This window comes from Mesorhizobium sp. M7A.F.Ca.ET.027.02.1.1, from assembly GCF_004022985.1.
In the GTDB taxonomy this organism is placed as follows: Bacteria; Pseudomonadota; Alphaproteobacteria; order Rhizobiales; family Rhizobiaceae; genus Mesorhizobium.
In genome coordinates, this window is sequence record NZ_RZOL01000024.1 from 1 (window position 1) to 20,350 (window position 20,350).

Genomic DNA, 20,350 nt, shown 5'->3' on the forward strand with positions numbered 1-20,350 from the left:
GTCAGCGCATCGCGCAACGCAACCCATGCCATCTTGAACGGTACCGACGATAGGCTGCTCGTCATCGTCGGCCCGTGTTCGATCCACGATCCGGTCGCCGCCGTCGACTATGCCAGCCGTCTGGCGGCGCTGCGCGAGAGCCTGTCGGACCGGCTGGAGATCGTGATGCGGGTCTATTTCGAGAAACCGCGCACGACGGTTGGCTGGAAAGGCCTGATCAACGATCCCGACCTCGACGGCAGCTTCAACATTGACAAGGGGTTGCGGATGGCACGCAACGTGCTGTCTGCCGTCAACAATCTCGGCCTGCCGGCAGCGACCGAATTCCTCGACATGACCACGCCGCAAGAGGGGTTAGGGGTGGGGGTCTTCTTCGCAAGAAACCATGTCCTATGCCGCCCTTAATCCTTCCCATGCCGTGAACACCGACACGGCAAAGAGCAGCAGCCCGGCCGCCCGGCCGGCAAAAATGGTCGCCCGCGGATTGGCGATCAGAAGGTTGCGACTGCGGCCGGCCGTGATCGCCAGCCCGCCATAGATCGCAGCCTGCGTCACCACGGTCAGCAGGCCCATGATCGTCGCCTGCATCCAGATCGGACTGTAGGCCGGTTTCAGGAACTGCGGGTAGACGGCAAGCACGAACAGGTATGCCTTCGGATTGATCAGGCAGGTCACAAAACCCTGGCGAAAAGCCTTCCATGCGGAACGGCTGCCGGTGGGTCCGCCCTGGCCGACAGTGATGGAGCTGCGCATCAGCGTGATGCCGATAAAGGCCATGTAGGCGGCGCCGGCAAGCAGCAGCGGCTTGAACAGGATCGGCACGAAATGCATCAGCAGGCCGACGCCGATGGCGCCGTTCAGCGTGTGCACCATGCCGCCGACCATGATGCCGCCGGTCGCTGCCAGGCCCCTGTCGCGCCCGCCAGTCAGTGCATTGGCAAGCACGAAGAGCATGTCCATGCCCGGAACGGCGATGATGCCGAACAGCAGGATAAAGAAAAGCCAGAGGTTTTCCGCATAGCCCATGTCAGTTGCCTGCCGCCTCGCTCCGCCAAAACCGCAGCGGAACCTGTTGATTTTCAATTCGATAGGCGCTCCTATAGGTCAGCCCAACTGACAATGCTGTGTCAGTTGGGCGCGCAACCTGGGGTAAAAAATGCGCAAGGCCTCACGCCTGTTCGAGATCATCCAGATCGTGCGGCTGGCGCGGCAGCCGGTGACGGCGGCAACGATTGCCGAGCGGCTGGAAGTGACGGTGCGCTCGATCTATCGCGACATCGCAGCGCTGCAGGCGATGCGCGTGCCTATCGAAGGGGGCCGCGGCATCGGCTATATCCTGCGCCCCGGCTTCGACCTGCCGCCGCTGATGTTCTCGATCGAGGAGATGGAGGCGATCGTCCTGTCGCTGGCGCTGCTGGAGCGCACGGGCGACAGCGAACTCAAGCAAGCGGCCAAGCGCGTCAGCGCCAAGATCGCCGGCGCGGTGCCGCCACCCTTGCGGCAGGCATTCGACGCCAATGCGCTGCATGCGTGGGGATTCGCTGCGCCCTCGACCGGCGCGATCGACCTGGCGCTGGTGCGACGCGCCATCCGCGACGAGGAGAAACTCGACCTCTCCTATCGCGACGAAATGGGCCGCGCCTCCGAGCGCCTCATCCGCCCGATCGCGCTCATCTACTACGCCGAAACCGCCAACATCGTCGCCTGGTGCGAGCTGCGCCAGGCGATCCGCAACTTTCGCAGCGACCGGATCGAGGACTGCCAGGCGACGGGGTTGCGCTTCAAGGGCGAAGGCGACCGGTTGCGGCAGGTCTGGGTCAACGGCTGGGAGATCAATGCGGCGGTTGGGGGCTGACGCGATTTCCCTTCTCCCCTTGTTGTGTGTGGGAGAAGGTGAGCCGCCGCCTTACCTCACATCGACCCAGCGCTTTTCCTCAAACGAGCGCGCCATTGCGTGGACGGTGCGCTCGATCTCCAGCCCTTCGGCAAACTCGATGAGCCGCGCCGGCTTGCCGGCAAGCCGCGTCAGCAATTCGTGGCATTCGATGATCTTGAGGTCGTTGAAGCCGAGGCCATGGCCGGGAGCCGGCACGAAGAGGTCATAGGGCTTGTGGTGCGGCGCCACCAGGATGGTGCGGTAGCCCTGTTCGGTCGGACGGTCTGATGTGAGATAGAGCTGGAATTCGTTCGATCGCTCCTGGTCGAACAGGATCGACCCTTTAGAGCCGAAGATCTGGACGGCGATGCGGCCCTTGCGGCCCCAGGCCGAGCGGTTGACCAGCAGCGTGCCGGCAATGCCATTTTCCAGATGCATCAGCACGCTGGCGATGTCGTAGGTTTCGACCGCGCGACGGCCGCCGCTGGCCAGCTTGCGGTCGGCATAGGGTTTGGCCATGTCGCAGATGACACTGGCGACGCGGCCGAACAGGGCTGAGACCAGCGACAGCGGATGCACGGCGAAATCGTCGAGCGCGCCATAGCCTGAAGCTGCTTCGTGCTTGCAGAAGAACAGCGCTTCGGGATCGGCCATGAAGTCCTCGTCCATCTCGATGCGCAGATGGTTGACCTCGCCGATGATCTTCTCGTCGAGCAAAGCGCCGATGTGGCGGATGGCCGGGCTCTGGATATAGTTGTAGCCAAGCGCCGCGACCTTGCCGGACTTTCTCGCCGCCGCAACCATCGCCTCGGCCTCGGCAAAGCTCGGCGCCATCGGCTTCTCGCACCACAGATGCTTGCCGGCTTCCAGGATGGCGATGGCCATTTCCGGATGGAACTGGTTGGGCGTGGTCAGCGAGACGACATCGACTTCGGGATCGTTGACGACGGCACGCCAGTCGCCCGACGCCTTGGCGAAACCGAACTCGCCCGCCTTGCGCAGGGCAAGCTCTTCATTGACCTCGCCGAGATGGACGAGCCGTGGCTTGGCAACGTCCGGAAAGACGGCGCCGACGGCACTCCATGCGATGGCGTGACACTTGCCCATGAAACCCGTACCGATGAGACCGACGCCGACCATTTTCCGTTTCTCCACTGCTTTGAGCGCTGCGTGGATGAATTAGTCCATTTTCGCATGGAATGGAATGTCTGCCTCATTTTTTATGGTGTTCTTGCGCAGGCTCGCTATGATGATGCACAGAGGGACGCTTCACGCATGAGCCTGGACAGAGCGACGATGGACGAACGGGTACCTCGCGATTTCGAGACGCTGCGCACCACCATCCTGGAGCGGCGCGAAAGCCTGCCGAAGCGCATCGCCCAGATCGCTGCCCATGCGCTCGACAATCCCGACGATATCGCCTTCGGCACCGCCGCCAGCATCGCCGCTTCGGCCGGCGTGCAGCCTTCGACCCTGATCCGATTTGCCCAGCAGCTTGGCTTCGATGGTTTCACCAGCCTGCAGCAGGTGTTTCGCGAACGGCTGCGCGAGCGCAACTCATCTTATGACGAAAGGCTGCAGGCGCTGCGCGTCAAGGCCGAGGGGGGTGCCGGCCATCGGTCGATCTTCGACGGCTTCGTCGCCGCCGCCAGCACCTCGCTCAACGACATTTCGCGCACGCTGGACGACGCGCATCTGGAAGAGGCCATTTCCCTGCTGGCCAAGGCGGAGACCATCTATGTGCTGGCCAAGCGGCGCTCCTATCCGGTGGCCTCCTACATCGCCTATGCGCTGGGCAAGCTGAAGATCCGCAACCAGCTGATCGAATCGGCGGCCGGGCTGAATGCCGAGATGATCGGCTTCGCCACGCCGGCGGATGCCGTCATCGCCATTTCTTTCTCGCCCTACGCACCGGCCACGATCGAGGAAGCGCGCAGCATTTCGGAACAGGGGGTGCCGATCGTCGCTATCACCGACAGCTCGTTTTCGCCGCTCGCCCAGTTCGCCAAGGTCTGGTTCGAGGTTGCCGAGGCCGATTTCGCCGGCTTCCGCTCGCTGTCGGCGACAATGGCGCTGGCCATGGCGCTGACCGTCGGCGTCGGCGAGAAGCGACGCGACACGGGCCGCAAGCGCAAGGCCTAAACCACCTCCACGACAGCCTCGCCCGCCGCCAACAGCCGGGCTGCGTCGCGCGCGGGCGGCGACCCGAACTGGCGGGCATATTCCCGGCTGAACTGGGAAGCGCTCTCGTAGCCGACGGCGAAGGTGATGCTTGCAACATTGCCTGGCTGGGCAGCCAGAAGCTGGCGGGGCCTCCAGCAACCGGATCTTGGGATCTGTGGAAAGCGCTCATGGCGTATGCCATGCTAGAACCGAAGTTCATCGAGAATGGTTCATGCATGAATTGGGAACAGATCGCATCGGATTTCGCTTGGGACGGCTCATGGCGGGACATCTACGTTCTGAACACGTCTGAGGCAGATTGGCAGGGCGTCTGGGACATCCTCCTCGAATGGACCCCGCCTGCCAGTTTCAGTGTCTCCGGCAAGATCGAATCGATGCCATTGGGGATCGAAGCCGCCCTGAAAAGCGAAACAGGCAGCTTACTTTCTTTTTATGTCGGTCCAATCCAGCTTGCATGTCACTTCTTCAGCGCTGTCGAAATTGAGTTCGACTTCGATCCAAGGCAAGTCAGCGGAGGAACCGAAATTGAGCAGCTTGACCGCTTTATGCGATTGCTCGGTGACGCTACTGGGAAGCAGGTAATTCTGACGCAGGAAAATGATCAGGAGGCTATCATCGCCCGCTACTCTCTCGACCTTGAGAGCGTGGTTTGGACTGCATTATCATAGCCGAATGTCTGCAACGGGTCGTTTGTCGGCTGGCGGCTTCCCCCCTAACTCGTCTCGATCACACCGGCTAAGCGGTAATGAGTCTACGTCCTAAATCTCCTGCAGCCATCGTCTGGCGCCACTTTTAAGATAGGGAACGCTCATTCCATATTGACTATGGATTGGAATTATTATTTCATATTCCCGGCGCCACGCTGCCGCTCGCGCGTGAACACAACAAGGCCGACGGGAGGTTCCAATGAGCGAAGCCGTGGACGCTGAATACGCGCCGCTCGACGTTATCACTATCGGTCGCGCTTCCGTGGACCTTTATGGGCAGCAGATCGGCTCGCGGCTGGAGGACATCACCTCCTTCGCCAAGTCGGTCGGCGGCTGCCCGGCCAACATCTCGGTCGGCACGGCCAGGCTCGGCCTGCGCTCGGCACTGCTCACCCGCGTCGGCGACGAGCAGATGGGCCGCTTCATCCGCGAGCAGCTGACGCGTGAAGGCGTCAATGTCGACGGCCTGAAGACCGACAAGGAACGGCTGACCGCGCTGGTGCTGCTGTCGGTCGAGGACGAAGGCGTTTCGCCGATGATCTTCTACCGCTCGGATTGCGCCGACATGGCGCTGGCGCCGGAAGACATCGATGAGGCCTTCATCGCTTCGGCGCGCTCGATCGTCGTTACCGGCACGCATTTTTCCAGGCCTAACAGCGATGCCGCGCAGCGCAAGGCGATCCGCATCATGAAGGCCAAGGGCGGCAAGGTGGTGTTCGACGTCGACTACCGGCCGAACCTGTGGGGCCTTGCCGGCCACGCCGAAGGGTTCGAGCGCTATGTGAAATCGGACCGGGTCTCGGCGCAGCTGAAGACGGTGCTGCCCGATTGCGACCTCATCGTCGGCACCGAGGAGGAGATCATGATCGCGTCGGGCGCCGACGATTGCCTGAGCGCCTTGAAGACGATCCGCTCGCTGTCGTCCGCCACCATCGTCCTGAAGCGCGGCGCCATGGGCTGCATCGTCTATGATGGACCGATCAGCGACGATCTCGAGGACGGTGTCGTCGGCAAGGGATTTCCGATCGAGATCTACAATGTGCTGGGCGCCGGCGACGCCTTCATGTCCGGTTTCCTGCGCGGCTGGCTGGGTGGCGAAGACCATGCGACAGCGGCGACCTGGGCCAATGCCTGCGGCGCCTTCGCCGTGTCGCGTCTGCTCTGCGCGCCGGAATATCCGACCTTCGAGGAGTTGCGGTTCTTCCTCAAACACGGCAGCAAGCATCTGGCGTTGCGCAAGGACGAGGCGATCAACCACATCCATTGGGCGACGACGCGCCGGCGTGACATCCCCTCGCTGATGGCGCTCGCCTGCGACCACCGCGTGCAGCTCGAAGATGTCGCGGCAAAGGCCGGTGCCGATCCGGCGCGGATCGAAGAATTCAAGGTGCTGGCGGTCAAGGCGGCGGCGAAGGTCGCCGCCGGCCGCGACGGCTACGGCATGCTGATCGACGAGAAACACGGCCGCAAGGCAATGTTCGAATTCGCCAGGCATTCCTTCGCCTGGCTCGGGCGGCCGGTGGAGTTGCCGGGTTCGCGGCCGCTGCGCTTCGAATTCTCGCAGGACATCGGCTCGCAGCTTGTCGAATGGCCGGTCGACCATTGCATCAAATGCCTGTGTTTCTATCACCCCGACGATCAGGCGGCGCTGAAGGAAGAACAGCAGCAGAAGTTGCGCGCCCTGTTCGAAGGCGCGCGGAAGGTCGGCAGGGAACTTCTCATCGAGATCATTGCCGGCAAGCATGGCAAGCTCGACGACACGACGATCCCGCGCGCGTTGGAGGAGCTCTATGCGCTCGGCATCAAGCCGGATTGGTGGAAGCTCGAGCCGCAGGCGTCGAGCGGCGCCTGGGCGAAGGTCGAGGCCGTGATCCTGAAGCACGACCCGTGGTGCCGCGGCGTCGTGCTGCTGGGCCTGGAAGCGCCGCAGGACGAACTGGAAGCGGCGTTCGCTGCCACCGCCAAGGCGCCCATCGTCAAGGGCTTTGCGGTCGGCCGCACCATCTTCGTCCATGCGGCCGAGCAATGGCTGGCCGGCAAGATGTCGGATGACGAGGCGATCGCCGACATGGCGCAGCGCTTCGAACAGTTGACGGATGCGTGGCTTGCCGCGCGCGGCCGCAAGGCGGCATAAGAAGGCGCGGAATAGGACTGCGGAGGAAAACACCATGAGCAAGACAATCCGCCTGACGATGGCGCAGGCGCTGACCCGCTTCCTGTCGCGCCAGATGACCGAGATCGACGGTAGCAAAGTCCCGATCTTCGGCGGCGTCTGGGCGATCTTCGGCCACGGCAATGTCGCCGGGGTCGGCGAGGCGCTCTATCAGCTGCGCGACGAATTGCCGACCTTCCGCGCCCACAATGAGCAGGCGATGGCGCATGCGGCGATCGCCTACGCCAAGGCCAATTTCCGCCGCCGCTTCATGGCCGCGACCTCTTCGATCGGCCCCGGCGCGCTCAACATGGTGACGGCGGCGGCGCTCGCCCATGTAAACAGGTTGCCCGTCCTGTTTTTGCCGGGCGACGTCTTCGCCAACCGCATCCCAGATCCGGTGCTGCAGCAGGCGGAGGATTTCTCCGACGGCACGGCTACGGTCAATGACTGCTTCCGTCCGGTTTCACGCTATTTCGACCGCATCACCCGGCCGGAGCAGATCATTCCTGCGCTCAGCCGCGCCATGGCCGTACTGACCGATCCGGCCGAATGCGGCCCGGTGACGCTGTCGCTGTGCCAGGACGTCCAGGCCGAGGCCTACGACTACCCCGAGAGTTTCTTTGCCGAGCGGGTCTGGCACCAGCGCCGGCCGCGCCCGGATCGCCATGAGCTTGCCGCCGCGGTAGCGGCGCTGAAGGGCGCAAAAAAGCCGCTGGTGATCGCCGGCGGCGGTGTCCTCTATTCGCAGGCGTCGGACGAACTGGCGAAATTCGCCGAGAGCGCCGGCATCCCGGTCTGCGAGACGCAAGGCGGCAAATCCTCGCTGCCGGACGATCATCCGCTCAACATGGCGGCGGTCGGCGTCACCGGCACTTCTGCCGCCAACCGGCTGGCTGAGGAAGCCGATGTCGTACTCGCCATCGGCACGCGCCTGCAGGATTTCACCACCGGTTCGTGGGCGCTGTTCAAGAATTCCGGCAAGACCATCATCGGGCTCAACGTGCAGCCCTTCGACGCCGGCAAGCACCGCGCGCTACCATTGGTGGCCGATGCGGCCGAGGGCCTGGCCGAACTCAGTGCTGCGCTGAAGGGCTGGAAGGCGCCGGCAAGCTGGACCGACAATGCGTCCTCCGGCAAGAAGGCCTGGCAGGCCGAGGCGGCCAAGGTGACGGCCTCGACCAATGCCGCCTACCCGTCCGACGCGCAGGTGATCGGCGCCGTGCAGCGCGCCATGGGCTCCGGTGTGACGCTGCTGAATGCCTCCGGCGGCCTGCCGGGCGAGCTGCACAAATTATGGCAGGCTGGCGCGCCCGGCTCGTACCATGGCGAATATGGCTTCTCGACCATGGGCTACGAGATTGCCGGCGGGCTCGGAGCCAAGATGGCGAAGCCCGGCGAGGAGATCGTCGTCATGATCGGCGACGGCTCCTACCTGATGATGAACTCCGAAATCGCCACCTCGGTGATGCTCGGCCTCAAGCTCACTATCGTGCTGCTCGACAACAGAGGCTATGGCTGCATCAACCGGCTGCAGATGGCGACCGGCGGCGCCAACTTCAACAATCTGCTGAAGGACTCGCGCCACGAGGTTCTGCCCGACATCGACTTTGCCGCGCATGCGGCGAGCATGGGGGCGATTGCCGAGAAAGTGCCGTCGATCGCCGGGCTGGAAAACGCGCTGGCACAAGCCAGGAAGAATACGCGCACAACGGTGCTCGTCATCGACACCGACCCGCTGGTTTCCACGGATGCCGGCGGCCATTGGTGGGACGTGGCGGTGCCGGAAGTGTCTGTACGGCCGCAGGTCAACGCGGCGCGCAAGGCGTATGACGAAAAGCGGAAGATGCAGAGTGTGGGTGATTGAGGTCGGCGCTGCCCCTCACCTGCCTGCCGGCATCCTCTCCCCGTATAGGGACGGGGAGAGGGACGCTGTCACCACCGGTTTCGCCAATCACCGCCGTCGCAAGAAAGACGCCGAGGTCGCGGCTAGACCCCTTCTCCCCGTCACTATACGGGGAGAAGGTGCCGGCAGGCGGATGAGGGGCGGCGGCAACCAAAGGATAATTGTTCTAAACCGGAGTGACGACTTGAAAGCCAAACTGGGCATGTCCCCCATTGCGTGGTGGAACGACGATCTTGCGGAACTCAGCGATGATGTGTCGCTGGAAGAATGCCTGCGCCAGTCGCGCTCGGCCGGCTTCACCGGCATGGAGATGGGCCGGCGTTTTCCCAATGATCCCGAAATCATGCTGCCGATCCTGAAGGCATCCGACGTCACGCTATGCGGTGGCTGGTTCTCCGGCACGCTGGTCGATGGGGAGATGGCCGACAACAAGGATCGCATCCAGCCGATGATCGACCTGTTCAAGGCGGTGAATGCGCCTTGCATCGTTTATGGCGAAGTCGGCCGCTCGATCCAGGGCGACCGCTCGAAGCCGCTGGCGACCAAGCCGAAGCTGTCGGATGACGAGATGAAGGCTTACGCGAAACGCCTGACCGCGTTTGGCGAATGGTGCGCCGAACAGGGTATGCCGCTGTCCTATCATCACCACATGGCGGCGGTGGTCGAGACCGAGCCGGAACTCGATGCCTTCATGCGCTATTCCGGAGCCGGCATTCCGCTGCTGCTCGATGCCGGACATCTGGCATTCGCCGGCGGCGACGTGCTGCGTGCCATCGACAACCATCATACCCGCATCAGCCATGTGCATGTGAAGGACGTTCGCATGGGCGTGATCGAAAAGCTCGATCGCACCAAACAATCCTTCCTCGACGCGGTGGCGCTGGGCGCCTTCACCGTGCCGGGCGACGGCTCGCTCGATTTCGGCGCCATCGTGCAGCGCTTCGCCGACCATGGCTATGAGGGCTGGTTCGTGGTCGAGGCCGAGCAGGACCCGAAGAAGAACCCGCCACTCAGGATGGCACAGGTTGGCTACAAGGAATTGATGCGCGTCATGACCGCCGCCGGCTATACGGTCGAGACGCAAGGCTTTCCAAATGTCTAGTTTCCCAATGGCTGGTGCGACGGGTTCCCGGCGAGACCGATTGCTGTAGATTGGCCCTATGAAAGATTCCGAACACCCCTTCTTCCGGCCTTTGTGGCGGCGTGCCGCCATCGTCGCGGTCTGCGTCATCTGGTCGATCATCGAGTTCGCCACCGGCACGCCGTTCTGGGGCATGATCGCGCTCGGCTTCGCCGGCTACGCCGTCTGGCAGTTTTTTTATCTCTACAAGCCCGCTGACGAGGCGAAGCCTTCGGTCGAGCCCGAGCCGAAGGAGTAACTGATCGCATGCGTTGGCGACTAGCTTGCAGTGCTTCTCGTTTCGTCATCCTGGGGCGGAGCAAGGAGCGAAGCGACGCGGCGCAGACCCTAGGATGACGAAGTTGGAAGGGCGCCGGCCGAAGATTTGCGATGGCCCTTTCAAACAGGCGGCTTGGCTTCACGGAGTCCTTCAAGCCAACGGAATAGGAGACAAAAATGTCGAAGCTGCTCGTCAAAGCCGACAAAGGCCATGGCCGCGTCGCCCATGTGACGCCGAAAAGCGCCGGCTGGACCTATGTCGGTTTCGACCTGCATCGGCTGAAGCCGGGCGAAAGCGCCTCGGGAAACACCGAAGATCGTGAAGTCTGCCTGGTGTTCGTTACCGGCAAGGGCAAGGCTTCAGCCGGCGGCAAGGATCTCGGCCTGCTCGGCGAGCGCATGTCGCCCTTCGAGGGCAAGCCGTGGTCGGTGTATGTGCCTGAGGGATCGGATTGGTCGGTGACGGCGGACACCGGACTGGAACTCGCGGTCTGCTCGGCGCCGGGCCTTGGCGGCGGTCTGCCGGTTCGCGTCATCGGACCGGACGATCTCGGCCAGGAGGTGCGCGGCAAGGGCACCAACACACGCTATGTCACCAACATATTGCCGGAGGGCAAGCCGGCCGATTCGCTGCTGGTGGTCGAGGTGATCACGCCCGGCGGCCACACGTCGAGCTATCCGCCGCACAAGCACGACCGGGACAATCTGCCCGCTGAATCCTATCTTGAGGAAACCTACTATCACCGTCTCAACCCGCCGCAGGGCTTTGCCTTCCAGCGCATCTACACCGATGCCGACGAGAATGGCCATCGCGCGCTCGACGAAGCGATGGCGATCGAGGATGGCGATGTCGTGCTGGTGCCCGGGGGCTATCACCCCTGCGCCGCCTGCCACGGCTACGACCTCTATTATCTCAACGTCATGGCCGGACCGAAGCGGACGTGGAAATTCCACAACGCGCCCGAGCACGAGTGGTTGATGAAGGCCTGATCGGTCGCTGCGTGAGCACTCGCTCCCTGGTCCAGCACGAAAAAATCGTCGGCTAATGACCCCGCCGCAGCGTTTTGTTACCTGAAAGCCAGCAAGGCTTCGTCAATTCGTCATGGAAATCACCTATGGCAGCGAAGCTGACAAGGACTTTCCATGCGCTACGCCCTCTATTTCACCCCCCGGCAGGACGAGCCACTGGCGCGGATCGCCGCCGACTGGCTGGGCCGCGACGCGTTCGGCGCCGCGACGAGGCCGGTCGAAGCGGTGGCGGACCTGTCGGCGGCGGAAGTCGCTTTCCACACCGCTTCGGCGCGCCGCTATGGTTTCCATGCGACGCTGAAAGCCCCCTTCCGCCTGGCTGCCAACGAGACGGAAGCCTCGCTGCGCGCCGCACTCGACCAATTCGCCGAGGCGACGCCGGTGGTGACCATCCCGCGTCTCGTGGTCAGCCAGATCGACGGCTTCTTCGCACTGGTGCCGGAAGGGCCAGTGCCTGCGCTCAACCGGTTCGCCGATGACGTGGTGCGTGATTTCGACCGGTTTCGCGCACCGCTGAGCGAAGCGGAAATCGAGCGGCGCAGCCCGGATTCGCTGAAGCCGGCCGAGTTCCGCAATCTCTGCCAATGGGGTTACCCCTATGTCTTCGAAACCTTTCGCTTCCACATGACGCTGTCGGGCCGGGCGGGGTCACAGGAAAGCCCTCGTTTGCGCGCAGCGATCGACAGCCTGTTCGCGGAAGTGCTGCAACAGAAGGTGCTGGTGGATGCGCTGACCTTGTTTGTCGAAACCGAACCGGGTGCACCGTTCATGGTGCTCTCGCATCACGCGCTCGGGCGCCGCCCGGCCAGAAAAACCGCCTGAAGGACTGCCTGAAATGACCGCCGAGACTGTTCTCCACAATGCCCGCATCGTGCTTGCCGACGAGATCGTCGAAGGTTCGCTGGTGCTGCGCGACGGCTTTATCGCCGGCATCGAATCCGGCATCAGCCGCATCGGCGAGGATATGGGCGGCGACTATATCATTCCCGGGCTGCTCGAATTGCACACCGACCATCTCGAAGGCCACTACGCGCCGCGGCCCAAGGTGCGCTGGAACCCGATCGCCGCCGTGCTCGCCCATGACGCGCAGGTGGCGACCGCCGGCATCACCACCGTGCTCGACGCCTTGCGCGTCGGCATGGACGAAGACGCCGACCTGACATCGGCCGACATCCGCAAGCTGGCCGACGCGATCGAGGACAGTGTGAAGCAGGACCGTCTGCGCGCCGACCATTTCATCCACCTGCGCTGCGAGGTTTCGGCACCGGACTGCCTCAGGGCTTTCGCCAATTTCGACGGCGACGAGCGGGTCAAGCTGGCGTCGCTGATGGACCATGCGCCAGGCCAGCGCCAGTTCGTCGATCTCGAGACCTATGCCTACTATTACCAGCGCAAGCTGAAGCTGACCGATCGCGACTTCAAGCTGTTCTGCGAAAAGCGGATGGCCGAATCGGCGCGCAATTCGGCGCCGAACCGGGCGGTGATATCAGCCGCCTGCCAGGAGCGCGGCATCGTGCTGGCCAGCCACGACGACGCCACGTCAGGCCATGTCGACGAGGCGATCGAGCAGGGCGTGCGCGTCGCCGAATTCCCGACCACGGAAGAGGCCGCCAGGGCCTCGAAAGAGGCCGGGATGGGTGTGCTGATGGGCGCGCCCAACGTCATGCGCGGCGCCTCGCATTCGGGCAATGTATCGGCCCGTACGCTGGCCAGCGACGGCCTGCTCGACATCTTGTCGTCCGACTACATTCCCTTCAGCCTGATCCAGTCGGCGTTCTTCCTCGGCGATGTCGTCGAAGGCATTTCCCTGCCGCAGGCCGTCGCCATGGTCTCGAAGAACCCGGCCGATGCGGTTGGCCTGACCGATCGCGGCGTCATCGAACAGGGCCGCCGCTCCGATCTGGTGCGTGTGCGTGTCGACGACCATGTCCCGGTGGTGCGCACCGTGTGGCGGCAGGGAAGCCGGGTCGCATGATGGTGTCGGCGTCGATCGAGCGGGAATTGTCGGCCGAGACGTTTCCGATCCGCGATGGCGTTTTCGTCGCCGTCGTCGGCCCAAGCGGCGCCGGCAAGGACACAGTGATCGGCTACGCCCGCGTCCGCTTTGCCGATGAGACAAGGCTGGAGTTCGTCCGCCGCGTCATCACCAGGCCGAGCGATGTCGCCAGCGAGGACCACGACACGCTGGCCGATGCCGCCTTCGTCGAGGCCGAAGCCGATGGCGCCTTCGCCATCTCCTGGGAAGCGCACGGCTTGCGCTACGGCATCCCCGCCGATGTCGACTGGTCCGTCGCCAATGGCCGTGTCGCTGTCGCCAATGTGTCGCGCGCGATCATCCCCTCCTTGCGCGAACGCTATGCCAATCTGGCCATCGTCGAGATCACCGCCTCGCCTGAAGTGCTGGCCGAGCGGCTGGCGATGCGCGGTCGCGAGTCACGCGGCGAAGTGCTGGCGCGGCTGGCGCGCAGCGCCAATGTCACTCTGTCCGGGTCCGGCGTCACCTCGATCGACAACAGCGGCCCGCGCGAAGCCGCCGGCGAACGCTTCGCCGAGGTGCTGCGCAAGGCGATGGCTTTTTCCGACATGTCGGGCCTGATCTAGATCGTCGGCTCCTGACGCCTCGTTCACGCGATGGGCGCTTTAAGCCCCAAGCGCAAAGGGCATCAGCGACACCGTGCCAGCCGAACTTTCACCTGGGGCGAGTACGATGGTGCCCTCGTCCGGATCGCTCCATCCGCCCCGGTTGAAAGCACCGGAGGCCATGGTCTGCGGTTCGACGCAAAAATAAGGCTTGGCCGGGTCGGCGTACAGCATCAGGTGCTTGAAGATCGGATCGGCCTTGATGCGCAAACCCGCGCCGCGCGCCGGAAAGCGAAGCGTCGCCTCACCCGTCCAGCCGCCATAATCATTGTTGCGCCAGCCGGCGGGTAAAGGCCGGCTCTCGGCGAAGTCGAGTTCGGGCGCAAGCACTATCGGATCGCCGGCGATGCCTTGCGGTTCCTCCAGATAGAACCGCGCGGCCTTGAATTGCAGCGTGACGTCCGGGTCGCGATCGAACCAGGGATGCAGGCCGAAACCAAACGGCATGGAAACCGGCCCCGTGTTGGTCAGTGTCATGGTCACGTCGAGGCCTTCTTCAGACAGCACGAAAGCCTGCGTCGCGTGATAGGAGTAGGGTTCGAGGCCGGCTGCGATATCCAGCGACAGCGTTGCCTGGGCGTCGCCCGTCTCAGTGACAGTCCAGGGGTGTTTCCAGCCGCTGCCATGCACGTTGATGGTTTCGGGCGGATTGTTGGGCTGGACCCGCCAGCGCTTCGCTCGAAACTCGAAGGTATTTCCGGCGATGCGGTTGGCGTAGGGCATCATCGGGAACATGGCAACGCCAAGCACGTTGCCCGCTTCGCGGTCTTCATCGGAAATCCGGCGCATGAGATCGATGCCACGCCAGCGCAGCGCGCTGAGGCTGCCGCCGATGCGCGGCACCAGTGCGACCTCAAGCGCGCCGGCCCTGAGCGTCAACGGTTCAGGAATTGCAGCCATCGCCCGCCATTCGCCGCGAGGCGCTATTCCGCGGCCGCGCCGGCAGCGCTTTTGCGGGTGGCGTCGACCATCAGCCGCCGTTCCCGGAACACGCCCCATTGCTGGTCGACCAGCACGCCGATGAGGATGACGCCGCCCATCACCGCGAAGTTGAGCGAGGACGGGATGCCGAGCAGGTTGACGAGGTTCTGCAGTTCCTGCAGCAGCACCGTGCCGAGGATGACGCCGATCAGCGAGCCTTCACCGCCGCGCAGCGAGAAGCCGCCGAGCACGGCGGCGGCGATGGCGTAGAGTTCGTAGAACTGGCCGTGGCTGGCCGGTGAGATCGAGCGCGTGTACATGGCGAAATAGATCGCCGACAGCGCCGTCAGCACGCCGCAAATGACGTAGGCGGCGATGACGACGCGGCCGGTGCGGATGCCGGAATATTTCGCCGCCTCCTCGTTCTTGCCGATGGCGTAGAGATAGCGGCCGAACACCGAGCGGTGCAGCACCACCCACATGACGATCGAGATGACGATCAGCGCGATGAAGCTGTTGGGAACGCCATAGGAGCGCCCGGCGGTGAGGAATTCGAGGTCGGGAAAATTCTGGCCGAAGGCAAAACCCGCGGTGCCGTCGGCGGTGTAGAAGCGGGCGACGCCGCGGTAGATCAGCAGGCCGCACAGGGTAACGACGAAGGGCTGCAGCTTGAGCCTTGTGATCAGCCAGCCATGCGCCAGGCCGATGATGGCGCCAAGCACCAGGATGAGCACGAAGGCCAGCGGCCATTCCATGCCACGCACGGCGATGAAGTCGATGAACAGCGTGCCAAGCAGCGCGACCACCGAGCCGACCGACAATTCAATGCCGCCGGTGATGATGACGAAGGCCTGGCCGATCGACAGGATGCCGAACAGGCCGATCAGGTTCGAGGTGTTGGCGAGGTTGATCGGCAGCAGGAAGCGCGGATTGATGATCGCCACGATCGCCCCGACCACCAGGATCAGGATCAGCAGGCCGAGATCTTTCTTGCTCATCGTCTTCTCCCCAATGCCTGAGCGGATCGCGTTTGCGCGGCCCGTGGCAAGAACTATTTCGGCTGCTTGCCGACCGCCAGCAACAGCACGTTTTCCTGGCTGAACCGATCCTTGTCGAGAATGCCCGAGATTTGGCCCTCATGCATGACGGCGATGCGGTCGGACACGCCGATCACCTCTTCCATGTCCGACGAGATCATCAGCACGGCGACTCCGGCATCGGCGAGCGCCCGCATCAGCCCGTAGATTTCCGCCTTGGCGCCGATGTCGATGCCGCGCGTCGGCTCGTCGAGGATCATCACTTTCGGGTTCATGGCCAGCCATTTGCCGAGCACGACCTTCTGCTGGTTGCCGCCCGACAGCGTGCCGGTGCGCGTCTGCACCGAAGGCGCCTTGATGCCGAGATCCTTCTTCTGCTTCTCGGCGGTGGCGGTCTCGGCGTTCGAGGACACCAGCGAGCGGCGCGCATGCGCCGGCAGATTGGGCAGCGAAATATTCTGCGCGATCGACAGGTCGAGCAGGATGCCGGTGAGCTTGCGGTCTTCCGGCACCAGGAAGATGCCATGCGCGACGGCGTCGGCCGCCGAAGCCAGCGCCAGCGGCTTGCCGTCGAGTTCCAGCGCGCCGCCGAGCTTCGAGTCGATGCCGAAGAACACCCGCGCCAGCTCGGTGCGGCCGGAACCGACAAGACCGGCAAGGCCGAGGATTTCGCCGCGCCTGACGTCGAGATCGACCGGCCGGCCGGGATAGGCAGGTGTGCGGATGGCCTTGGCCGAAAGTGCTACGGCGCCGGGCGCACGCGCCGCTTCGGAGGCTTTTTCACGCTCCTTCAGCATGCGGCCGATCATCAGCTTGACCATCTGGTCGTGGCCGATGTCGTGCTTGCCCAGCGTACCGGCCAGCATGCCGTCGCGCAGCACGACGACGCGGTCGGCGACGCGCTCGACCTCGTGCAGGCGGTGCGAAATGAAAATGACGCTGATGCCGTCGGCCTTCAGCGCCTTGATGACGTCGAGCAATTTGTCGGTCTCGGCGAGCGGCAGGCTGGATGTCGGCTCGTCGAGGATGACCAGCCGCGCCTCGATCGACAGCGCCTTGGCGATCTCGACCATCTGCTGCTGCGCCAGCGACAGGGTCGCGACCGGCGTGTCGGCGGAAAAATTGGCGCCGACGCGCTTCAAAAGCGGCGCCACCATGGTGCGCAGCTTGGCGCGGTCGACGAGTTTCAGCGGCCCGGCGCGCAACGGCTCGCGGCCGAAGAAGATGTTGGCGGCAACGTCGAGATTTTCGAACAAATTGAGTTCCTGGTGGACGAAGGCGATGCCCGAACCCAGGCTGGCTTCGACGGAGAGCCTGTCATGCGCGGCGCCGTCGACGGTGATCGTGCCGCTGTCGGGCCTGGTGACGCCGCCGAGGATCTTCATCAAGGTCGATTTGCCGGCGCCGTTTTCACCGACGAGGCCGATGACCTCGCCCGGCCTGACCTCCATGGAGAAGCCGTCCAGCGCCACGACGCCCGGATAGGTCTTGCGCACGTTCTCGAGGCTGAGGAACGGGGCGGTCACGGATGCAGCAATGGATGTGTCGGAATAGTTCATCATGCCTGACAGCGATTGGCGGAACGGCCTCCCCGCAGACTGACGGGCCTTGGGAGGCCCGTCAATAAAAAGCGAGGCGTCGCGCTGCCCCTCACCCTACCCCTTCCGGGGCGAGCCACTTGTCTCGCCCGTCCTTCGGACCCCCGTATAGAGACGGGGCGAGGGGGATTGCCAGCGTTGGAGCGCTTCCCTTCTCCCCGTCACCATACGGGGAGAAGGTGCCGGCAGGCGGATGAGGGGCGGCGCTAACGACGATCAGTTTCCAGACATCGCCTTCAGATTGGCGGCGTAGGCGTCGACGTCATCCTTGCCGATGATCTTGGTCGGGATGATGATGAGGTTGCCTTCCGGGATGCCCGACTTGTCGCCCTTGAGATAGGCCGCCATCAGCTTCATGCCCTGATAGGCCCATTCGAAGGGCTGCTGCACGACGGTGGCGGCAACGGTGCCTTCCTTGACGCCGCCCAGCGTGATCGGATCGTCATCGAAGCCGACGACGGTGATCGAGCCGAGCTTGCCGGCATCGCGCAGCGCTTCATAGATGCGCGGCGTGTTGTAGGAGTAGAAGCCGACCATGCAGGTGACGTCGGGGCTGGCGACCAGCGCGTCCTCGACATTCTTCTTGGCGCGCGCCTGGTCGATGTCGTCGCCGCGCACGTCGATCAGCTCGATCTTGGTGCCGGCGAGGCCGTCCTTCATGCCCTGGATGCGCTCCTTGGCATTGTCGGCGCCGAGCAGGCCGACGAAGCCGAGGCACTTGCCGCCATTGGGCATCGCCTTCTTGGCGATTTCGGCCGCCTGCTTGCCGGCATCGACATTGGACGAGCCGATATAGGCGACGCGCTTGGTCTGCGGGGCGTCCGAGTCGGTGGTGAACAGCGCTGTTTCCGAGGCGATCTTGTTCAACCCGTCGGTCGAGGTCTTGGGATCGACGGCCGAGACCATGATGCCCTTGACGCCTGCGGTCACCAGATCGTCCATCAGCCGCTGCTGGATGGCGACCGAGGACTGCTCGGGATATTTGAGCTCAAGATTGTAGTCGGGCAGTTCGCCCTGCGCCTTCTTGACGCCGGCTTCGGCGGCCTTCCAGAAATCGGAAGCGCCGTTGACGACGAAGGCCAGCGTCGGCTTGTCTTGGGCGCGCGCGATGGCCGTGGCCGACAGGCCAAGCAGCAGCGCGGTCGCGGCTACGGATGCATTGCGTATCAATGATTTCATGTTCAACCTCCCGTTTGGCTCAGTCGTTGGACCGGCCGATCTTGCATTAACCTGATTTTGGCACTGACCTGATTTGCCGTTTGCAGCGTGGACGCCCTCCTCCTCAAAGGGGTTCCCGGCACCGAAGAATGGCGTCGTTCCAGCCACGATCATGGACCTTAGAGACTCATCCTTCGTTCGTAAATAGTCCGATTTGTCTGACATATCACATATCCGAGACAAGGCTTGCGGAAGTAGTATCCGCTCGCCACCGGGCCATTTTTCGTACTCTCCCGCCGCCCCGGACGTGAGCGGCCGGACGCGACGGATTGACGGTACAGCGCATTTTTGTATTAGTAAACAGTATTAGTTCCGGGCCAATGCCGGCGATTTCACGGTGTATACGCCCGCGAGCCGTCGCCACGGCTGAGCCGCAGCCCAAGCCTTTCCCCCTTTGAGTTTTGGCTTGTATGGCGATGCGTGGCAGATGGACCTGCGGCATACTAATAGTTATAAACGGCTTTGACGTTATCTCTATGAATCGACGGCGTCACGCCACCTTGCCGGCCTGACCGGCCTGCCAGACTGGGATTTGCCATGAGCGAGACGACGGATCGGGCCAGCGACACGGCGAGGCGGCGCAAGGCGCCGGCCAAGGGCGCCAAGGGCCGCGTCACCATGATCGACATCGCCAGGGCGGCCGGCTGCTCGCAGGCGACCGTTTCCTTCGTGCTCAACAATTCGCCAGGGATCAAGCTGTCGCAGCAGACTCGCGAGCGGGTGATCGAGGCCGCGCGGACCCTTGGCTACACCGCACCCGCCTTCTCGGCCCTTCACCCGGCGTTGCCTGCCTTCGGGGGGCCTGCCTTCGAAGGACTGGACGGGGTGATCGGCTTCGCCGTCGACCAGCTCGCCACCAGCCCGGAAGCCGTGATCGCCATCGAGGGCGCGCGCCAGGCCTCGTGGAATGCCGGCAACGTGCTTCTGGTGGCGCAGACGCTGGGCGATTCCGTCATGGAGCCGCGCGCCATTTCAGCACTCACCAAGCGGGGCATTTCGGCGCTGATCTACATGACCATCTTCACCCGCGAGATCACGGCGCCCGACTATCTCTACGGTCTCGACATCCCGGTGATCCTGCTCAACTGCTACACGGCGGACTACGCCTTCCCTGCCGTGGTGCCGAGCGAGATCGCCGGCGGCCAGAGCTCGACCCGCCATCTGATCAGCCACGGCCACCGCCGCATCGCCACCATCACCGGCGAGCCGTGGATGCAGGCGGCCCAGGACCGGCTGAAAGGCTACCGCCGCGCGCTCGCCACCGCCGACATCCCGTTCGATCCCGAGCTGGTGGTCGAGGGCGACTGGTCGGCCAGCGCCGGCTACGCCGCGACCGTCAAGCTCTTGGCGCTGAAGGACCGCCCGACCGCCATCTTCTGCCAGAACGACCGCACCGCGATCGGCTGCTACGAAGCGCTGAAGGAAGCCGGCCTGCACATCCCTGGGGACATTTCCGTGGTCGGCTACGACGACGAGGAGATCGCCAGGCATCTGTTCCCGCCGCTGACCACCTCGATCCTGCCGCACATGGCGATGGGCCAATGGGCGATCGAACAGCTGGAAGCGCCGGCGGCACCTGGACGGGGGCGATATCCGATCACGAAGCTGGAGTGCCCGCTGGTGGAGCGGGAGAGTGTGCGGGGGGGGGGCGTCGACCTAATTCCAGTTACCCATCACACCTAA

At 63.9% G+C, this 20,350-nt stretch carries 18 protein-coding genes and 2 pseudogenes; 13 read left to right on the forward strand and 7 right to left on the reverse strand.

Annotated features, from left to right (window positions below; genetic code table 11):
* Positions 1 to 348, forward strand: a pseudogene (locus tag EN749_RS04945) (3-deoxy-7-phosphoheptulonate synthase); the annotation flags it as partial.
* A 42-nt stretch (positions 349 to 390) separates the two neighbouring features.
* Here the strand turns inward: EN749_RS04945 and EN749_RS04950 are convergent.
* Positions 391 to 1,026 carry a LysE family translocator gene (locus tag EN749_RS04950; protein ID WP_128290149.1) on the reverse strand — a complete coding sequence of 212 codons (636 nt, stop codon included), beginning with the start codon at positions 1,024 to 1,026 and terminating at the stop codon, positions 391 to 393.
* Positions 1,027 to 1,156: 130 nt separating this feature from the next.
* On the opposite strand from EN749_RS04950, the gene EN749_RS04955 reads away from it, so the two are divergent.
* Entirely contained in the window at positions 1,157 to 1,855 is a 699-nt protein-coding gene (locus EN749_RS04955; RefSeq protein WP_127320406.1) for a YafY family protein, read from the forward strand.
* A gap of 51 nt (positions 1,856 to 1,906) precedes the next feature.
* On the opposite strand, the gene EN749_RS04960 is transcribed toward EN749_RS04955, so the two are convergent.
* Positions 1,907 to 3,016: a Gfo/Idh/MocA family oxidoreductase gene (locus tag EN749_RS04960; protein WP_128362653.1), complete on the reverse strand. Its 1,110-nt coding sequence runs from the start codon at positions 3,014 to 3,016 to the stop codon at positions 1,907 to 1,909.
* Between the two features lie 156 nt (positions 3,017 to 3,172).
* Between EN749_RS04960 and EN749_RS04965 the strand changes: the two genes are divergently transcribed.
* On the forward strand, positions 3,173 to 4,018 hold the full coding sequence (locus EN749_RS04965; RefSeq protein WP_189367379.1) for a MurR/RpiR family transcriptional regulator: 846 nt from the start codon (positions 3,173 to 3,175) through the stop codon (positions 4,016 to 4,018).
* On the opposite strand, the pseudogene EN749_RS04970 reads toward EN749_RS04965, so the two are convergent.
* Positions 4,015 to 4,185 (reverse strand): annotated as a pseudogene (locus EN749_RS04970) (AraC family transcriptional regulator); the annotation flags it as partial. The gene EN749_RS04965 and the pseudogene EN749_RS04970 overlap by 4 nt on opposite strands.
* Positions 4,186 to 4,227: 42 nt before the next feature.
* Here EN749_RS04970 and EN749_RS04975 point away from each other — a divergent pair.
* The 9 genes from EN749_RS04975 to phnN all read left to right on the forward strand — a co-directional run bounded on the left by EN749_RS04975 (position 4,228) and on the right by phnN (position 13,854).
* A complete protein-coding gene (locus tag EN749_RS04975) occupies positions 4,228 to 4,728 on the forward strand; it encodes a hypothetical protein (protein WP_127320403.1) in 501 nt (166 codons plus the stop codon).
* A gap of 238 nt (positions 4,729 to 4,966) precedes the next feature.
* On the forward strand, positions 4,967 to 6,901 hold the full coding sequence (gene iolC, locus EN749_RS04980; protein ID WP_128362655.1) for a 5-dehydro-2-deoxygluconokinase: 1,935 nt from the start codon (positions 4,967 to 4,969) through the stop codon (positions 6,899 to 6,901).
* A gap of 34 nt (positions 6,902 to 6,935) precedes the next feature.
* Entirely contained in the window at positions 6,936 to 8,786 is a 1,851-nt protein-coding gene (iolD, locus tag EN749_RS04985) for a 3D-(3,5/4)-trihydroxycyclohexane-1,2-dione acylhydrolase (decyclizing) (RefSeq protein WP_128290152.1), read from the forward strand.
* A gap of 223 nt (positions 8,787 to 9,009) precedes the next feature.
* Entirely contained in the window at positions 9,010 to 9,927 is a 918-nt protein-coding gene (gene iolE, locus EN749_RS04990; RefSeq protein ID WP_127269082.1) for a myo-inosose-2 dehydratase, read from the forward strand.
* A gap of 58 nt (positions 9,928 to 9,985) precedes the next feature.
* Entirely contained in the window at positions 9,986 to 10,204 is a 219-nt protein-coding gene (locus tag EN749_RS04995) for a DUF3329 domain-containing protein (RefSeq protein ID WP_127398902.1), read from the forward strand.
* A gap of 197 nt (positions 10,205 to 10,401) precedes the next feature.
* Positions 10,402 to 11,214 carry a 5-deoxy-glucuronate isomerase gene (gene iolB, locus EN749_RS05000; protein WP_128362656.1) on the forward strand — a complete coding sequence of 271 codons (813 nt, stop codon included), beginning with the start codon at positions 10,402 to 10,404 and terminating at the stop codon, positions 11,212 to 11,214.
* Between the two features lie 153 nt (positions 11,215 to 11,367).
* The gene (locus tag EN749_RS05005; RefSeq protein WP_128289661.1) at positions 11,368 to 12,075 is read left to right on the forward strand and encodes a DUF1045 domain-containing protein; all 708 of its coding nucleotides are present in this window, start codon (positions 11,368 to 11,370) and stop codon (positions 12,073 to 12,075) included.
* Between the two features lie 13 nt (positions 12,076 to 12,088).
* Entirely contained in the window at positions 12,089 to 13,228 is a 1,140-nt protein-coding gene (locus EN749_RS05010; RefSeq protein ID WP_128362657.1) for an alpha-D-ribose 1-methylphosphonate 5-triphosphate diphosphatase, read from the forward strand.
* A complete protein-coding gene (phnN, locus tag EN749_RS05015; RefSeq protein ID WP_189367374.1) occupies positions 13,225 to 13,854 on the forward strand; it encodes a phosphonate metabolism protein/1,5-bisphosphokinase (PRPP-forming) PhnN in 630 nt (209 codons plus the stop codon). Before EN749_RS05010 ends, phnN begins: the two co-directional genes overlap by 4 nt.
* A gap of 39 nt (positions 13,855 to 13,893) precedes the next feature.
* Here phnN and EN749_RS05020 read toward each other — a convergent pair whose 3' ends face one another.
* The 4 genes from EN749_RS05020 to EN749_RS05035 form a co-directional block, all read right to left on the reverse strand.
* Positions 13,894 to 14,793, reverse strand: coding sequence for an aldose 1-epimerase (locus EN749_RS05020; RefSeq protein WP_128362658.1), 900 nt, complete (start codon positions 14,791 to 14,793; stop codon positions 13,894 to 13,896).
* Positions 14,794 to 14,816: 23 nt separating this feature from the next.
* On the reverse strand, positions 14,817 to 15,812 hold the full coding sequence (locus EN749_RS05025) for an ABC transporter permease (RefSeq protein WP_027040007.1): 996 nt from the start codon (positions 15,810 to 15,812) through the stop codon (positions 14,817 to 14,819).
* A gap of 53 nt (positions 15,813 to 15,865) precedes the next feature.
* Complete coding sequence (locus tag EN749_RS05030) at positions 15,866 to 17,410, reverse strand: sugar ABC transporter ATP-binding protein (RefSeq protein WP_128362670.1); 1,545 nt, start codon at positions 17,408 to 17,410, stop codon at positions 15,866 to 15,868.
* 255 nt (positions 17,411 to 17,665) lie between these two features.
* Entirely contained in the window at positions 17,666 to 18,628 is a 963-nt protein-coding gene (locus tag EN749_RS05035; protein ID WP_128362659.1) for a sugar-binding protein, read from the reverse strand.
* A gap of 576 nt (positions 18,629 to 19,204) precedes the next feature.
* Between EN749_RS05035 and EN749_RS05040 the strand changes: the two genes are divergently transcribed.
* Positions 19,205 to 20,350: a LacI family DNA-binding transcriptional regulator gene (locus EN749_RS05040; RefSeq protein WP_189367377.1), complete on the forward strand. Its 1,146-nt coding sequence runs from the start codon at positions 19,205 to 19,207 to the stop codon at positions 20,348 to 20,350.